Below are 15,345 nucleotides of genomic sequence, written 5' to 3' on the forward strand. Positions count from 1 at the left end.
ACTCTTACGACCACTTAAATAGTCCTGAATAATCTCTTGTTTTAATAATCGAGGCAAGCTACCTCTTCTTTTTTGTCCTGTCATTGGTTTACATGTTTTATTGTCAACCTATTTTAGGACAAGACAAAAGTTGTGTCATTCTGTAATTGAAAAAGTATCGGATTGCAGAATGGCAAAATTGAGAGATCAGGTAATTGCCTGACCATGCGATTCTAAAGTTGAAAAATAATAATACCAAGTAGTTGCCGGATTATAAAGTTATCGGATTGTATAATACTAAAATAAGGTAGTTGTTCCATTATAGGATTGTAAAGTTATCAGACCAGGCAGTTATTAAGTTGTACAGTTACCGGATTGAAAAATGATAAGATTGTGTAGTTGTTCGGTTATAGAATTAATCAAAAGTAAAACATTATGAGAGAAGAAACATTATTCAGGACGATCAGTCATCAAGAAAACAGAGTTGAAAAATCTGTTATTACGATTTTGATTTCAAGTGATCCACTCCTTATAAAAAAGAAGAATACAGGGAACTTCAACTGTGCTTTCGGGTAATACTCCCAATTTAACAGGAAGAAGAAACCATCGAATTTAGGAGATACCTGTAAGAAACAACAGCCAGAATACACAGAATACATTAATAAAACGAGTAATTAACAGCATAAAATTATAAGCTATGGCTAAAAGAAAGAGATTTGAAGTTGATGAGGAAAAGCTAAAAAGGATGATAGCAGGAGAAATCCCTATAAAGGCAGACCCCGAGAAAGATATAATTTTCTTAGATGATGAACCCGAAGATCAAGATAGCGGACCTGCTGCGAATAAACCGGTTGAAAAACCGGGCGATACGATTCCACAAACAGTAAAAGCTAAGCCTGAGACAGCAGGTAATGAAAAAGAAGATATTGTGGAATCTGCAAGGAACAGTAAACGTAAGAAGAATAAGCAGTCATACACTGAACTCTTCTTGTGTAAATCGGTTATGGGTGCCCGCAGACAAACATCGATCCACATGAATGAACAGAATTATATGAATATCTCAAAATTATTGAAAACAACGGATGGTATCAGTATGTCCAACTTCATCAATAACCTGCTGGCAAACCATTTTGAAATCTATACAGAAGAAATTGAGGAAGCCTTACGGGATTTTATAGAAAGCCTAAGTAAAAAGTAGCAGCAGGACATTTGCGGACTAATGCGGACTTACATACTCAGGCAAACACAGGTGTTATCACTTATCATTTTATTTGCTGACAATAAATCAATTCTAAAATATAAACTAAAAAAAACAGTAGCATGGATATTGTGATTATAGAAGGAGACAGTTTCGAACAACTCCGTAAAAAACTCGAAGCAATCAGGAACAGGTTAAAACAAATCTGCAAAAAAGGTAACGGTTCAGAAAAATGGCTGGATAATCAAGACGTATGTAATCTCCTGGGTATATCCAAGCGTACCCTCCAAAGCTACAGAGATAAAGGCATACTCTCATTTACACAGATCAGGCACAAATGTTACTATAAACAAACCGATATCCAGCAGTTTATAGAGAAAACGAAACAAATAACCCGTAAACCCTAAAAAAATAAATAAGATGGATATTTTAAATAAAAACTCTCCCGAAGTAAAAGACTTAATCGGTATCCTTGAAGATATAGCCGATTGTGTAGAGTATAGCGTGAAAAACCATGTTCCCCATTTGACCGGAGAACGTCTCTTAGACAACAAGGAGGTATGCAGATTCTTAAATATAAAAGACCGCACCTTACAGGAATACCGCAGTAAGGGTATTGTATCCTTTTATAAAGTCGAAGGTAAAATCTTCTACAAAGAGTCCGATATACGGAAGATGCTCGAAAGCAATTATTATAAAGCGTACGATCAGTAAAAGAAAGCGGAATCAGATACACAATCAGACACACAGTTTATATGCAGAAGAGGAGGCGTGCAGCTTTTGTCCCCCTAAAATACTATTTATACCCTATTTATTATGACTATAAAATCAGCGTTTCACTTTTATATGCGTCGGAATCGGCTCCGCATGCTATGTCCCTTTGGCTGCCATTAATGCAGTGTGCGAAACGTCAAATTTTTAGCGAAAAATACGACCCGAAGGCAAAGCGAAGGGTGGAGATTTTTCAGCTAAACCGTCAGGCTTGAATTTGACCAGTGAGCCACACAAATATAGATTTGCCAAAGGGACATAGTGCGAGCTGATGGTTATAAGTGATATGCTGATGGAATGGATAAACGACTTTTTTTCTATTACAGGAGAGAAGATAAAACAAAACGACATTAATTCCGACTCTCCATATTTTAAGATAAGATTGGGGCAATTGTGTCCATTGATATATAATATACTCGTATCAATTAAAATAAACAGGCAAGACCCTAAAGTCTTGCCTGAATTATAGTAGTAAGCCCGATTATCAATAAAAAGATTTAAAGTAAATATCGTCTTTCGTCCTTTCTATGGAGATGAAAGAATTGGGTAATGTCCAATAGCTTCGAATATAGTCATAAGCGTAAGTCTTATTGAGATAACTGATATAGTTGCTCAACTCGTCTAAGTCATCAAAGAATATATGGGAAGCATTGCAGCTATTGTTCTTGTCAAAGGTGCATGACAGGGTTGCTTTTTGGTCTTCGAAGAGAAGGTCTATTATGTTCTCTTTGATTTCATTTTCAATGTACTCGGCTACATACATGGGATTGTCTGAGTAGCTTTCTTTGATTTCATCATGGGAGAGCTTTAATACCAGAGAAGAACAATTTATCAGTATTGCACAATATTCGGTTGAGATTGTTTGTTGTGTTGTCATATATATGTCCATTTTTAAGCCTGATTGGTTAATCAAGCCGATATAAATACTAAAATAAATAGTTTATATCGCTGCGTTATCTTTTGTCGGTTTGAACGGGATGACTAAACCCACAATAACAGGACATGAATACAAATATACAATTTAGAGTGAAATGTTAACTGCTATTTTTCTTTTTTCCATATCTTTATGTTCGTAACTTTGAGGTTTAAGAATTAAAACAGATGAAAAAGTCAATAGCCTATTTACCCCCTGCCAATCAACAAGATTTGAACTTTATTGTTGAAACCATACTTAAACGGCTAAAGCAAACCGAAATGATTATTCTATTCGGCAGCTATGCCCGTAATGACTTTGTGGTTTACGATGAGAAATACGAATTCGGTAAAGTGCAATTTTATGTGAGTGATTATGATATACTGGTTGTTACAAGTGGTATATCGGACGGCATTGCAGGGAAAGCTACGGACAATGTGGAAGATGCTTATTACAGGCTTGCCAAAGATCCAGACAGACAACCGCCTGTACAGTTTATCAATGAGGACATAAAACATCTGAATAAAAACCTGAATGAAGGGCGTTATTTTTATACTCAAATCAAACAGGAAGGCGTTGTTCTATACGATAGCGGAAAACATAAGTTAGCTCGCAGACGTAAACTTAACTTTGACGAGATTAAGCAACAGGCTCAGGAGTATTTTGATAAAAAGCTTGAGTACGCTAATGAGTTTGTAAATTTAGCAAATGATTCATACAATAGAAATAATTATCAAATGGCTTCTTTTTTACTTCATCAAGCCTGCGAAAATTATATTTATGCTATTCGTTTAGTTTTTACATTGCAGAATCCTAAGCAGCATAATCTATCCAAACTTTTAAATTCGGTAAAGAAGTATTCAGATGATTTTATTAAGGTATTTCCTTGCGACACTGTGGAGGAAAAACGACTTTTCAATCTTATCAAAGCGGCTTATGTTGAAGGGCGTTATAATCCTGATTTTTTAGTAACGAAGGAGGATATTGATGCTCTTTTGCCGAAAGTGGAGTTGCTGAGGGATATTACTAAACGTATCTGTGAAGTGAAGATTGGGGAGTATGGGCAAATGAATAAATAATATCATAAAAAATATAATTATGGCAAAAGCATTCTTATCTCATAGCAGTAATGATAAATCATTAGTGCGAAAAATAGCCAAGGATCTAGACAAGCAATTGTATATTAGATGAAATAACATTTGAGGCTGGCAGAAAGACTTTAGATCAAATTTTTTCAGAACTTGATAAAACAGACTTATTTGTCCTATTTATTTCAGATAAATCTTTAGATTCTAAATGGGTTCAAGATGAAATAAATAAAGCTAAAGAAAATATTTCCAATGAAATCATTGATAGAATTTTGCCAATAATTATTGATGAAAATATAACTTATTCAGATAAACGAATTCCTAAATGGATTGGCAAACCATATAATTTAAAATATATTGAAAATGAAGTTATTGTTTTAAAGAAAATAAAACAAGCTTTAAGAGAGATAAATTTTAAGAGAAATAAATTTAATACTGAAATAGAGAAAAATTTTGTTGGTAGGAATGAGCAGATTGAGAAATTTGAAAACGAAATAAATAATCTTGATAATTGGGTCCCAACTTATATAATTGCTTATAACTATTTTGAAGGTATTGGTAGAAGAACGTTCTTGAAAAATGTGTTAAGAAAATCAAATTTAATAGATTATACATATGATCCTGTTATAATAACTGTTGATTCAAAAGAAAGCATAGAGAATTTCATCTACAAACTTAATTCGATAAGCAAAATTGATGAAATAAGTGAATATGATTTTTCAGAAGAGAGTTTAGAATCCAAAATTGAGATTGCAAAAAAAATTGTTAAAGAGTTTATTTCCTTTAAGGAGCTACTCTTTATAATTGATGATGGTGGCATTGTTTTACCTAACAATGAGATTGTAGAATGGTATCAGAAAATAGTAAATGATTCAGATTTTACGAATCAATTAACATTTTGTCTAATTTCTAAGTATCGGCCTAATGAAATCAAACTGAAGAAAGAAAAGAAATCCTTAACTTACAGGCTACCTGAGCTTTCCTCTTTGGAAACAAAGAATTTATTTTTGAAGTTACTTAATATTTATCAATTGAACAATATAACTAAAGAGAATAAACAATTTTTCATTGATAAGTTAAATGGAATACCTTCTCAAATAATATTTGCAGTAAATCAGATAGAAATTGATCTAATGTCTGCAAAAAAAAATATTAATGAAATTATTGAATTTACCGATAATTTTAGTAGCACAGTACTAAATCATATAAAACTCAATAATCCAATTGCATACCAGATCATAATTTTACTTTCAAAAGAAGAGATTATTAGTTTCGACATCTTAAATAAGGTGTTTGGTGATAATGATGTGACATATTCTTCCATACAATTGCTATATGACTTATCCGTTTTCAATTTTGTTTTATCAGGTTATGAATATCTTAAATTAAATCCAATTCTATCCGATTACATAAATAGATCTAAACTAACTCTTGATTCAAAATACCAATCTGAATTTAGTAAAGTATCAAAAGAGTTACTTGAACAAGATTTGGATGATGTGTTGAAAAATGATTATTCTGAATTTATGCTAACTATCCAGAATATGTTAGAAGATGGGAGAAAAATACCAAAAAAATACTTTATACCATCTTTAATCATAAAAAATATTATAAAAAAGTATGATAAAGGAGAATATGATGATGTTATTAGAATTTGTCTTGAGTTATTGGCAAAAACAAACTATGATGAGCAAATAATTTGGGAAACAACTTATCGCCTTACATTAGCATATGCACGAACTAAAAATGATAAATTCTTTGATTATATTTCATACTTTAGGAACGAGTCTAATAATTTAGATTATTATTTTTTATTAGGATTCTATCATCGTCATGCAAATAAGAAAGACAGGGCACTTGAATATTATTACAAAGCGTTAGGAGTTTACCCTGAACATTCAAGATCGAAAAGAGAAATTGTAAATATATTATTATCACAAGGAAAATATGAAGAGGCTTTAAACTTAGCTAAGGCTAATTACGAAAAAAAGCGTACAAATATTTTTCATATACATTCCTATTTTATTAGTATTATTAGAAGACGTAAAAAAATTACATCTGAAGAAAAGACTATTCTAACAGAATTAATTGAATCGATAAAAAGGAGTAGTGATATTAAGGCTGAAGATATTACCCGATGTATGGAGGGCGAATTTGAATATTATGTGAAAAATAATTTGACTAGAGCCATAGATATTTTAGAGGAAGCTTTTAAATTAAACGATAACAAAATATATCCACAGAAATCTCTTTTAGAAATTTATAAGCGTAGAGGTATGAAAGATGCTTATGACAAGCTTAAAAAAAATAAAGATATTGATGAAGATTAAATTATTGGATACAAATCCTCTCTTCCTCTTTTAATAGAAAATAATATCTCTAGTTGACTAGTTTTGTCAAAAGATGTGTAAAGGTAATAAAATTATAATAATTTATGTTTTAGTTTTCAGCGTTTTAATTGACAGATTTAATCATTTCATCAAAGAGGACCTTAGGGAAAGAACATTATAGTATAAAGCAAGAAAGCGAGTTTTTAGGCTCGCTATTCTTATTTAGTCTTCTAACCATCCAAGGAATTATTACTTCACCTTATTATCTATCAGATAAAACTGATTCCGTTTAAAATCCTCAGGAATATCCTCCTTCGGCATCATATACCTGTTCTCAATACGCTCCGACAACAACCTCATATCCTCCGCCACCTTCTTATTGGTAATATGTGCATAAATCTGCGTAGTCCTGACCGACTTATGCCCCATCATCCGACAGACCGTTTCGATAGGCACCCCCTCATTGAGCGTAACACGGGTCGCAAAATTATGCCTGCTCATGTGGAAAGTAAGATTCCGTTCTATCTGACAGGCTTTAGCTATCCTTTTCAGGTTAATATCCGAACATCCGACAGTAATTACATTAAAGACCTTATCGCTCTTCCGTTCGTTTTTGTATTTATCTATAATAGCCAGCGGAATATCCAATAAACGGATGGTGCTCTCCCCGCCTGTCTTTTTTCGGTTAATCTTTATCCACCAGGTACCGTCCGCCTTTTGTGTCAGGTCTTTCTCCGACAGGCGTTTTAAATCGGCATGAGCGAGTCCTGTAAAGGACGAGAATACAAACATGTCACGGGTAAAGGACAATGTTCTTGAAATAAGAGGAGTGGTTATTATCCGTTCAAATTCTTCAGCCGTCAGGTGCCTGTGTTGTTTTAAGGGCTTTTTGGCTACATAATTAACAAAAGGGTCTTTACGCAGTAAGCTCTGATTTATTGCCCGTCTGATGATCTTTTTCAGTATTATGATATGCCCTAAGAGGGTATTGAGCTTCATGGCCTTGTCAACCCTCAGGTAGAAGTCATAGGCATTGATAAAATTGCTGTCTATCCGGCTAAAGGTAATATCATCGCATCCATAGCGTTGTTCTATAAAGCTTTTCAGGTGTTTCTTAGATAACAGATACATTTCGTAGGTTTCCTGTACTCTGTTTATGCCTACACGCAGTTTAAACTCTTTGTTATGCTCATCAAAGAGTGCCAGCAGTGTATTGGCTTTTGCTCCTACACCCAAGATGGCGTTCTTGACTGATTCGGCGGTCACATAGCCGTGCTTGTCTACCAGATTCCTGTAAATTGTATTGATATTATTTTGCAGATGGTCCAAGTAGCGGTTGGTATCGGTTGCCTGTTTTCCTTTACCGGTCATTCGTGCTGTCTTGGCATCCCATGCTTTAGGGTTTATATCGAGTTTACAGCTGAACTGGGCGACTTTGGCATCAATGGTGATTCTTCCCATCAGCGGACATTCTCCGTTCTTCTTTTTCTTGGAACGGTTCAGATAGAATAAGACAGCAAAGGTGCTTCTTAAGGTAGGTGTATGTTTGATTGATTTCATATTCTTTGTTTTAATAATAACTCATAATTAACAACTCATCATTTTCACTTTACAACTAAGCAATCAGATCGCCGGGTTGTATTTTCCTTTGAGCCTTGTTTCGAGATTTTGCATATCTTCTGCTATCTTGTCATCTGTTATCTTAGCATAGATCTGTGTAGAGCGTAAATCACGGTGTCCCAGCATACGGGATACGGATTCGATAGGTACGCCTTGCGACAGGCAAATTTCACTGGCATATGTATGCCTTCCCATATGGAAGATAAGTCGTCTTTCAATGTTGCATAGTTTACCGATTACTTTCAGGTTCTTGTTCAGCCTGCCGCAACTAAGCATCGGCAGTAGCTTATTGTCTTCGGCTATTCCTCTATATTTCTCCAGTATCTGCAAAGGGATGGGTAATAAGGGTATATGGGCGGGTGTTCCTGTTTTCTGCCGAAAGGTCTTTATCCAGAGTTTTCCGTCCTGTTCCTTAACCAGTTCCTTGTCTGTCAGGTTGCACATATCCCGGAATGCGATACCGGTAAAACAGGAGAAGAGAAACATATCACGTGTCAGATACCTGCATGGATGATCGAGCTGCGTATTGATAATACGGTCCAGTTCTTCACGTGTCAGGTATTTTTGCCTGGCTTTGGGTCTTTCGGGTGTATAGGCTTCGAAAGGGTCTGAGGTAATTATATCTTCAGCGATAGCCAGCTTTATCATTTTACGCAGGTGGCGTGTAATACCCAGTATCGTATTGGACATACGCTTTAACTCAATGCGTAAGTAGAAGTCAAAGGCTTCGATAAAGGACAGGTCTAACTGTGAGAAGGGGATATCGGATAGTTTATACTTTAACCGGATAAAACGGGTTAAGTGTTTTAATGATATTTCGTATTGCTGTACGGTGGAGGCTTGCCTGTTGATACCGATGCATTTTTGAAATTCCTGGTTATGGTTATCAAAGAATTTAAGGAGGGTCTGCTGTACACCGGCGATTCCCTGAAAGGCATTTTTTATCTCATGGGCGGTAATAGTAATATCGGGACCTTTGTGTTCACATAAAATACGGTAATGGTTATTGATGGAAATGCGTATTTTGTCGAGCTTGTTGTTCAGTTCAAGGGCGGATTTGCTTTTACCGGATGCTTTTCCGTTCCTGGTATCCCACAGGTTCGAACTGAAGTTGCATTTGAGACTGAACTGTACCATTGATTGACCGATGGTAATGCGTCCCATCAGGGGACAGTTACCAAGAGTATCTGCTTCGTTCTTTTTGAGGTAGAACTGTACTTTTAGGACATTGTTTTTTGTTTTCATAAAACTCTATTTTACAGTGAATAAATTTACCGGTTTAGAGTTATTGTGGGATGTGCAAATTGCAGTGTCGGAGGGTATGAAAACCTTGGCTTTCGACTATTGACAGACTAGTCCCAAATAGTTGTTTCCAAAGCGGAATACTATACTAACATCCAATGAAAACGGGTTACGGATAAGTAATGCAACTCGTGCTTGAATGCTCCGGATTCTGCGTTTTTGCTGTGATGTAGATTAAAGCGGATTAGTGTATATGAGTGCTGATTGTCTAATGGTTACCGATAGATTCCATTATTTGCGTAAAGGGGTATTCTTTTGCAACAACCGTTACTCTGGCTAACGGAGTACCTATTGAAAGTGTTTCGAAGATGTTGGGACACAGCAGCATTAAAACAACTGAAATATATGCTAAAGTACTAAACATGAAGGTTAGTAATGATATGAACGATCTAGCCTTTAAGTTGAATAGAAAAAGGAAAAGCAGTTAATAGCATAAAGTTCTCCAAAATATTTTGGAGAACTTTATGCTAGAATAAGAAACTGTATATCAGTGTTAATTCCAATAGCAAACTTTTTAAACAGCTCAATAAGGGGTCTAATATCCTATAAAATGTATAAAATGACTATATCTTTCCGAGGGGAAAATATGGTCATTTAAAGCCTCAAGCCAACGATTATAAATGTAATAAATTATATAATTTAAAGGCTTTCGAGATTCATAAGAACTTTATCCTTCTGCAAACGGAAAGAAGACGGTGTTATTCCTGTCTCTTTTTTGAACTGATTGGATAAATGTGCAGGGCTGCTATAATCCAATTTAAAAGCGATTTCAGCAATATTCAGTTCATCATACGTTATGAGTTCTTTAATGCGTTCTATTTTATTTCTAATTATAAAACGCTCAATTGTACTCCCTTCCGATTCGGTAAATAGATTAGACAGGTAAGTGTAATTGCGTTTTAGCTTAAGACTCAAATAAGTCGAGAAATTTACTTTTAATGGTTCGTGCGGATAATGAATTAATGCAATAATTATTGTTCTGATTTTTTCTATTAAAATAGTCTTTTTATCTGTTATAATTTCTAATCCTGATTCAAAAAGGCTTAATCTGATTTCTTCAAATTTACGAGCTGTTATATTTCGATCTGTTTCTATTATCCCTAATTCAATTGATATACAATGTATTCCATATCTTTTTAGAATATCCTCTACCCGCATCTCGCACCGATGACTTACCATATATTTAATATGTAATTTCATGAGCAATACGTTTTTATTGTTATTAACTATAACTAAGAAGATAATAATACAGAAATTATTTTTATAAGCAATTTCTGTATTATTATTATTATTATTATTATTTAAGTAAAACCTTTATTGCAGTCTTTTAAGACGAAATAATAATTGCTGTATTGCTTCCTGATAATCATCAATAATGGATTGAGTGAACAGTGCAGGGAAGAGTTCACGATTAGATTCTACTGTATCATAAAAATTTTCAGCGTGCTTTACGATATCTGATGGCGTTGATGTCGATGGGATACTTATATCCAGATTCCCTAACAGGGAATAGCAAGTCTCTGTAATCAGATCTGTTTCATCCGATAAGGAAGCTATAGCCTGATCCAAGGCAATATGCTGAGCATAACTACTATTACCTGTTACATGCCAATGATAAAGTTTCAAACTGTTATTAAACGAAAATAAATTTCCGATAAATTTTGCTATTTCTGTATTAGCAAATACTTTTGGTTCTTTTACTGTCAATGTACTCATAGTGTTTATTTTTAGTTGATATAAGAATAGGAATTGTGTCATCCGTATTTTACGATTGATCTTTTATTTATATTTCCAAAAACATCAGATTCTGCGAAAAGTGGTGTATATGGATGGTATAAGACAGGTTACTTTATATAAACAATCTGCGATAACTATTTGTTTTTAAATTGTTTAAATATTAGTCATTTATTCGGTGCTTGTGATTACCTGTGGCTTATTAAAGTACTTGTGTCGCATGTAAAACGAATATATCTTGTACCTTAACATGGGCTGGCTGAGATAAAGCATAGCTTATTGCATTTGCTATATCTTCCACTTTTAAAGAGGTATATATTTCATATATATTTTTTGCTTGTTCCGTATCGCCTTTGTAACTGACAAGGGCAAAGTCGGCTTCTACTCTGCCGGGACATATCTGTGTAACTCGTATACCATACTGTTGTAAGTCTAAACGCATACCTTTGCTCAATCCATCTACCGCAAATTTTGTAGCACAATGTACATTTCCATTCTGGAAAGTCTCCCTTTCCACGGTAGAGCCAATGTTGATAATATGTCCTGATCTTCGCAAAACCATACCAGGTGTTATTGCACGTGTTGCATATAATAACCCCTTTATATTTGTATCTATCATATCATTCCAATCTTGGGTATCCCATTCGTGAATAGGTGAAAAACTACCTAAGCCTGCATTATTGACCAGAACGTCAATTTTACTCCACTCTTTTGGTATGTTCTTCAAAAGTGCGTCTTCAACTTCTGTATATACTCTGATATCAAAGCTAAGAAGTAAAACTTTTGACTTATATTTCGATTCTATTTCCTTTTGCAGTTCAGCCAATCGGTCTGAACGTGGTCCTGCAAGGATTAGGTTATAGCCTTCTTTGGCCAGTTTTAAGGCTGTAACACGACCTATACCTGAGGTTGTTCCTGTTATTAATGCTATTTTTTTCATAATAGTACCAATTTTTAATTTATACTATAAAATTTCTCAGCTATCCTATCTCTAAAATTTACATTTAGAATGGATACAGCGGGCATTTTACATTAAAATTAAAGGTAAAAATATCTCTGCAGTTTTACTTATAGAATTATAAAAATAACTTACATAATTTACAGTATATCAAATAACAAGCCAAATAAATGTATTAATTTGCTGCTATTCGAAGTATAAATCAAAATATATAAATGGTATGAAAGTAATGTATACAGCCGTTGCAACTTCTGTAGGCGGAAGAGACGGCAAAGTTAAATCATCGGATGGAGTATTGGACTTTGAAGTAAAACCACCAAAAGAAATAGGTGGTCCGGATGGTTCATATACTAATCCTGAACAATTATTCGCAGTAGGCTATTCAGCCTGTTTCGGGAGTGCCTTAAATCATGTGGCATTATTGAAAAAGAAAGAAGTCATCCCAACGGTAACGGCAAAGGTTAGCATTGGTAAGAAAGACGATGGTGGCTACCAATTAGCAGTAGAGATGGATGTGAACATTCCCGGAATGGATCAAAAAGAGGCGGAAGAATTAGTTGAAGAAGCCCATCAGGTTTGCCCTTATTCCAATGCTACACGAAATAATATCGAAGTGATTTTGACCGTTACTACTACAGCTTAAGTGATAATGACAAAAGAAGTTCCTATGGCTTTATTTCAAAAGTAATAGGAACTTCATTTTTATCCGGCAAATTCAATTAAATTATTCCCCTACGTTTATCCATACGTCTCATGATAGCCTTTTCAATTTCTATAATGAAAAATATACCTAGACCAAACAGAATGGGATACAACCAATCAAATGCAGGTAAAGGTTGTGTAGCAAACAATCTGTTCATAAAAGGCAAATAGGTGATGCTTAATTGCAGGATAATAAGTATAGTCGATACTACATAAATTGCTTTATTATTAAAGAAATTTTTATTAAAAGCAAATCCGCGGATGCTCCGGCAATTAAATAAGTGAAACAACTGAGAAAAAACAATAACCTGTAAGGTAATCGTTCTTACGATATCGGCATCATATCCACGACTGAGCAATATCATATTGAGAATTAAAGTACCCCCGCCAATAAGTACCGATATAAATAATATTCGCCATATAAAATATCCGCTTAATAAAGGTGTATTTGGCAACCTAGGCGGACGTTCCATCGTTCCGGGTTCGATATTCTCAAATGCTAAAGCCAAAGAAACAGTAATGGATGTTATCATATTGATCCATAATATCTGCACAGGGGTAATCGGTATCATTGTTCCGAATAATATACTGGCAATAATCAGAAAACTTTCCGCTCCATTTGTGGGAAGAATAAACAAAATTGTTTTCTTCAAATTGGAGTAAACACGCCTGCCTTCTTCAACCGCCGAAACTATGGTTCTGAAATTGTCATCTACCAATATCATTTCTGCTGCGTCTTTAGCAACCTCTGTTCCTTTTATTCCCATTGCAATACCTACATCTGCTTTCTTCAAAGCGGGGGCATCATTTACGCCATCGCCGGTCATTGCACAAATAGAGCCATCTAATTGCTGCACATTTACCAATCTGAGTTTTTGTTTAGGAGTCGTACGTGCAAATATATCGTATTCATGCACAGCTATCTCCAGTTCATCATCAGTCATTTTCTCTATATCCTTTCCCTGAATGGCTCTTTTCCCATCACCAATACCCATCTCCAGTCCAATTGCTTTTGCAGTATTTACGAGGTCACCTGTAATCATTTTTACACGTATTCTCGCTTTAGCACATTCCTTGATAGCTTCGATAGCGCCACTGTGTGGAGGGTCGATTATTCCTGCCATACCCAGAAAAATCAAGTCTTCATATATATCTTCATGTTTAATATCGCTCTTTCCTGAATCAACAACTTTATAGGCTGCTCCAATTATACGTTGTCCTCTGTTAGCCAGATCAGTAACCTTATCATTCCAATAAGTAATATCTAAATCTTTAACACCATGGAGTGACTGCTCTTTGGAGACCATCTCGAAAAGACGGTCGGGAGCACCTTTCACAAAAATGATATTTTCACCACCGATATGAGTCAAAGCTGCCATATATTTATACTCCGAATCGAAGGGTATGGTAGCAATGCGTTCTGATTGGTTAACTTCAAAATTGGCCTTCCGATACAATGTAATCAATGCTCCCTCTGTAGGGTCACCTTGTACTGTCCACAATCCACCCGCATCCTCGCTTATTGCCGCATCGTTGCATATCTCCATACAACAAATCAATCTTGTCAGGACTGATTGTTGATTAAAATCAACAGGTTCTTCGTTTTTCAAAATAACACCTTCAGGTATATATCCTATTCCTGTTACCTTAAACTCATCGTCTGCGGTTTGCAATGTTTTGACAGTCATCTCATTTTTAGTGAGAGTACCGGTTTTGTCGGTAAATATTACTGAAACAGCCCCTAGCGTTTCTACCGAAGGAAGATGGCGTATGATGGCGTTTCGTCGAGCCATATTCCTAACTCCTATAGCCAGTATAATCGAAAGAATAGCAGGCATACCTTCGGGTATAGCTGCTACTGCAAGGCCAATAACAGACAATAACAGTACTTCGGTCTGATAATCGCGAAAAAAATAACCGAACACGAAAACAAATAATGATATAACGACTATAACTATTGATACCATTTTGCCGAAGTAAGCCGTTTGTTTTATTAATGGTGTAGTTATAGCAGGCACTTCATCCAGAAGTTTGTTAATCATACCTATCTCTGTATTCTCACCCGTGGCAACGACTGCACCTATTCCTGTACCTGTACTTATTGCAGTACCCGAAAAAGCCATATTTGTTTTATCAGCCAATATAGTATCAGGGTCAAGTGTGCTGACTACCTTTTCGGCAGGAACAGATTCGCCTGTTAGAGTAGACTCATCTATCTTGAGATTATCAGCTGTTATTAACCTTAAATCGGCAGGCACCTTATCACCGGGAGCTAATAAAACAATATCACCGATAGTGAGATCGGTAGTATCAATCTCTTTTCGTATTCTATCTCTTATAACCTGAGCTTTGGACGATAGCATCTTCTTTATTTTATCCAGTGCTTTTCCCGCTTTATTTTCCTGAACAAATCCAATAGATGCATTGATCAAAGTGACAAGTAGTATAAATATTGTTTCGAAATATTGTCCAAGTACTGCTGTTACGATGGCTGCGACAAATAGCACATAAATTAAGATACTGTCAAATTGTTTCAAGAAGCGAATGAATTTATTCTCTTTCTTTTTTTCAGGAAGATCATTCTTGCCAAATTCGTCAAGTCTGTCTTTAGCTTCTTTTTCCGATAGTCCATTTACGACATTTGTATGTAGTATATCAATGACAGCATTAGCATCTATTGCACTCCAATTATTATTATCATATTTTTTTTTCATAAAATCCGATTTGATAATTTATGTATATAAGTAAAG

The 15,345-nt window shown here is 35.0% G+C and carries 14 protein-coding genes; 7 read left to right on the forward strand and 7 right to left on the reverse strand.

Features of this window, described 5'->3' with window-relative positions; genetic code table 11:
* Positions 1-676 precede the first annotated feature (676 nt).
* The 4 genes from G7Y57_RS13390 (at position 677) to G7Y57_RS13405 (ending at position 2,417) form a co-directional block, all read left to right on the forward strand.
* Positions 677-1,177 carry a DUF3408 domain-containing protein gene (locus tag G7Y57_RS13390; RefSeq protein WP_165025011.1) on the forward strand — a complete coding sequence of 167 codons (501 nt, stop codon included), beginning with the start codon at positions 677-679 and terminating at the stop codon, positions 1,175-1,177.
* Between the two features lie 122 nt (positions 1,178-1,299).
* Positions 1,300-1,584, forward strand: coding sequence for a helix-turn-helix domain-containing protein (locus G7Y57_RS13395; protein WP_165025014.1), 285 nt, complete (start codon positions 1,300-1,302; stop codon positions 1,582-1,584).
* Between the two features lie 13 nt (positions 1,585-1,597).
* A complete protein-coding gene (locus G7Y57_RS13400) occupies positions 1,598-1,891 on the forward strand; it encodes a helix-turn-helix domain-containing protein (protein ID WP_165025017.1) in 294 nt (97 codons plus the stop codon).
* Between the two features lie 328 nt (positions 1,892-2,219).
* A complete protein-coding gene (locus G7Y57_RS13405; RefSeq protein WP_165025020.1) occupies positions 2,220-2,417 on the forward strand; it encodes a hypothetical protein in 198 nt (65 codons plus the stop codon).
* Positions 2,418-2,432: 15 nt separating this feature from the next.
* On the opposite strand, the gene G7Y57_RS13410 is transcribed toward G7Y57_RS13405, so the two are convergent.
* The gene (locus G7Y57_RS13410) at positions 2,433-2,825 is read right to left on the reverse strand and encodes a hypothetical protein (protein ID WP_165025023.1); all 393 of its coding nucleotides are present in this window, start codon (positions 2,823-2,825) and stop codon (positions 2,433-2,435) included.
* 224 nt (positions 2,826-3,049) lie between these two features.
* Between G7Y57_RS13410 and G7Y57_RS13415 the strand changes: the two genes are divergently transcribed.
* Complete coding sequence (locus G7Y57_RS13415) at positions 3,050-3,940, forward strand: HEPN domain-containing protein (protein WP_165025026.1); 891 nt, start codon at positions 3,050-3,052, stop codon at positions 3,938-3,940.
* Between the two features lie 101 nt (positions 3,941-4,041).
* The gene (locus tag G7Y57_RS13420; RefSeq protein WP_165025222.1) at positions 4,042-6,279 is read left to right on the forward strand and encodes a TIR domain-containing protein; all 2,238 of its coding nucleotides are present in this window, start codon (positions 4,042-4,044) and stop codon (positions 6,277-6,279) included.
* A gap of 249 nt (positions 6,280-6,528) precedes the next feature.
* Here G7Y57_RS13420 and G7Y57_RS13425 read toward each other — a convergent pair whose 3' ends face one another.
* The 5 genes from G7Y57_RS13425 to G7Y57_RS13450 all read right to left on the reverse strand — a co-directional run bounded on the left by G7Y57_RS13425 (position 6,529) and on the right by G7Y57_RS13450 (position 11,875).
* On the reverse strand, positions 6,529-7,839 hold the full coding sequence (locus tag G7Y57_RS13425; RefSeq protein ID WP_165025029.1) for a site-specific integrase: 1,311 nt from the start codon (positions 7,837-7,839) through the stop codon (positions 6,529-6,531).
* Between the two features lie 63 nt (positions 7,840-7,902).
* Positions 7,903-9,144, reverse strand: coding sequence for a site-specific integrase (locus G7Y57_RS13430; protein WP_165025032.1), 1,242 nt, complete (start codon positions 9,142-9,144; stop codon positions 7,903-7,905).
* 696 nt (positions 9,145-9,840) lie between these two features.
* Positions 9,841-10,401 (reverse strand): helix-turn-helix domain-containing protein, encoded by a 561-nt coding sequence (locus G7Y57_RS13440; RefSeq protein ID WP_165025035.1) that lies wholly within the window; start codon positions 10,399-10,401, stop codon positions 9,841-9,843.
* Positions 10,402-10,515: 114 nt separating this feature from the next.
* The gene (locus G7Y57_RS13445) at positions 10,516-10,917 is read right to left on the reverse strand and encodes a DUF5856 family protein (RefSeq protein WP_165025038.1); all 402 of its coding nucleotides are present in this window, start codon (positions 10,915-10,917) and stop codon (positions 10,516-10,518) included.
* A 220-nt stretch (positions 10,918-11,137) separates the two neighbouring features.
* Positions 11,138-11,875, reverse strand: coding sequence for an SDR family NAD(P)-dependent oxidoreductase (locus G7Y57_RS13450; protein WP_165025041.1), 738 nt, complete (start codon positions 11,873-11,875; stop codon positions 11,138-11,140).
* 238 nt (positions 11,876-12,113) lie between these two features.
* On the opposite strand from G7Y57_RS13450, the gene G7Y57_RS13455 reads away from it, so the two are divergent.
* Positions 12,114-12,536: an organic hydroperoxide resistance protein gene (locus G7Y57_RS13455; protein WP_165025044.1), complete on the forward strand. Its 423-nt coding sequence runs from the start codon at positions 12,114-12,116 to the stop codon at positions 12,534-12,536.
* Between the two features lie 76 nt (positions 12,537-12,612).
* On the opposite strand, the gene G7Y57_RS13460 is transcribed toward G7Y57_RS13455, so the two are convergent.
* Positions 12,613-15,309: a cation-transporting P-type ATPase gene (locus G7Y57_RS13460; RefSeq protein WP_165025047.1), complete on the reverse strand. Its 2,697-nt coding sequence runs from the start codon at positions 15,307-15,309 to the stop codon at positions 12,613-12,615.
* Positions 15,310-15,345 lie beyond the last annotated feature (36 nt).

Source organism: Dysgonomonas sp. ZJ279 (assembly GCF_011039205.1).
Lineage (GTDB): Bacteria > Bacteroidota > Bacteroidia > Bacteroidales > Dysgonomonadaceae > Dysgonomonas.

Coding starts and splice junctions, on each gene's coding strand:
- G7Y57_RS13390 (WP_165025011.1), top strand. CDS start 677: ATGGCTAAAAGAAAGAGATTTGAAGTTGATGAGGAAAAGCTAAAAAGG.
- G7Y57_RS13395 (WP_165025014.1), top strand. CDS start 1,300: ATGGATATTGTGATTATAGAAGGAGACAGTTTCGAACAACTCCGTAAA.
- G7Y57_RS13400 (WP_165025017.1), top strand. CDS start 1,598: ATGGATATTTTAAATAAAAACTCTCCCGAAGTAAAAGACTTAATCGGT.
- G7Y57_RS13405 (WP_165025020.1), top strand. CDS start 2,220: ATGGTTATAAGTGATATGCTGATGGAATGGATAAACGACTTTTTTTCT.
- G7Y57_RS13410 (WP_165025023.1), bottom strand. CDS start 2,825: ATGACAACACAACAAACAATCTCAACCGAATATTGTGCAATACTGATA.
- G7Y57_RS13415 (WP_165025026.1), top strand. CDS start 3,050: ATGAAAAAGTCAATAGCCTATTTACCCCCTGCCAATCAACAAGATTTG.
- G7Y57_RS13425 (WP_165025029.1), bottom strand. CDS start 7,839: ATGAAATCAATCAAACATACACCTACCTTAAGAAGCACCTTTGCTGTC.
- G7Y57_RS13430 (WP_165025032.1), bottom strand. CDS start 9,144: ATGAAAACAAAAAACAATGTCCTAAAAGTACAGTTCTACCTCAAAAAG.
- G7Y57_RS13440 (WP_165025035.1), bottom strand. CDS start 10,401: ATGAAATTACATATTAAATATATGGTAAGTCATCGGTGCGAGATGCGG.
- G7Y57_RS13445 (WP_165025038.1), bottom strand. CDS start 10,917: ATGAGTACATTGACAGTAAAAGAACCAAAAGTATTTGCTAATACAGAA.
- G7Y57_RS13450 (WP_165025041.1), bottom strand. CDS start 11,875: ATGAAAAAAATAGCATTAATAACAGGAACAACCTCAGGTATAGGTCGT.
- G7Y57_RS13455 (WP_165025044.1), top strand. CDS start 12,114: ATGAAAGTAATGTATACAGCCGTTGCAACTTCTGTAGGCGGAAGAGAC.
- G7Y57_RS13460 (WP_165025047.1), bottom strand. CDS start 15,309: ATGAAAAAAAAATATGATAATAATAATTGGAGTGCAATAGATGCTAAT.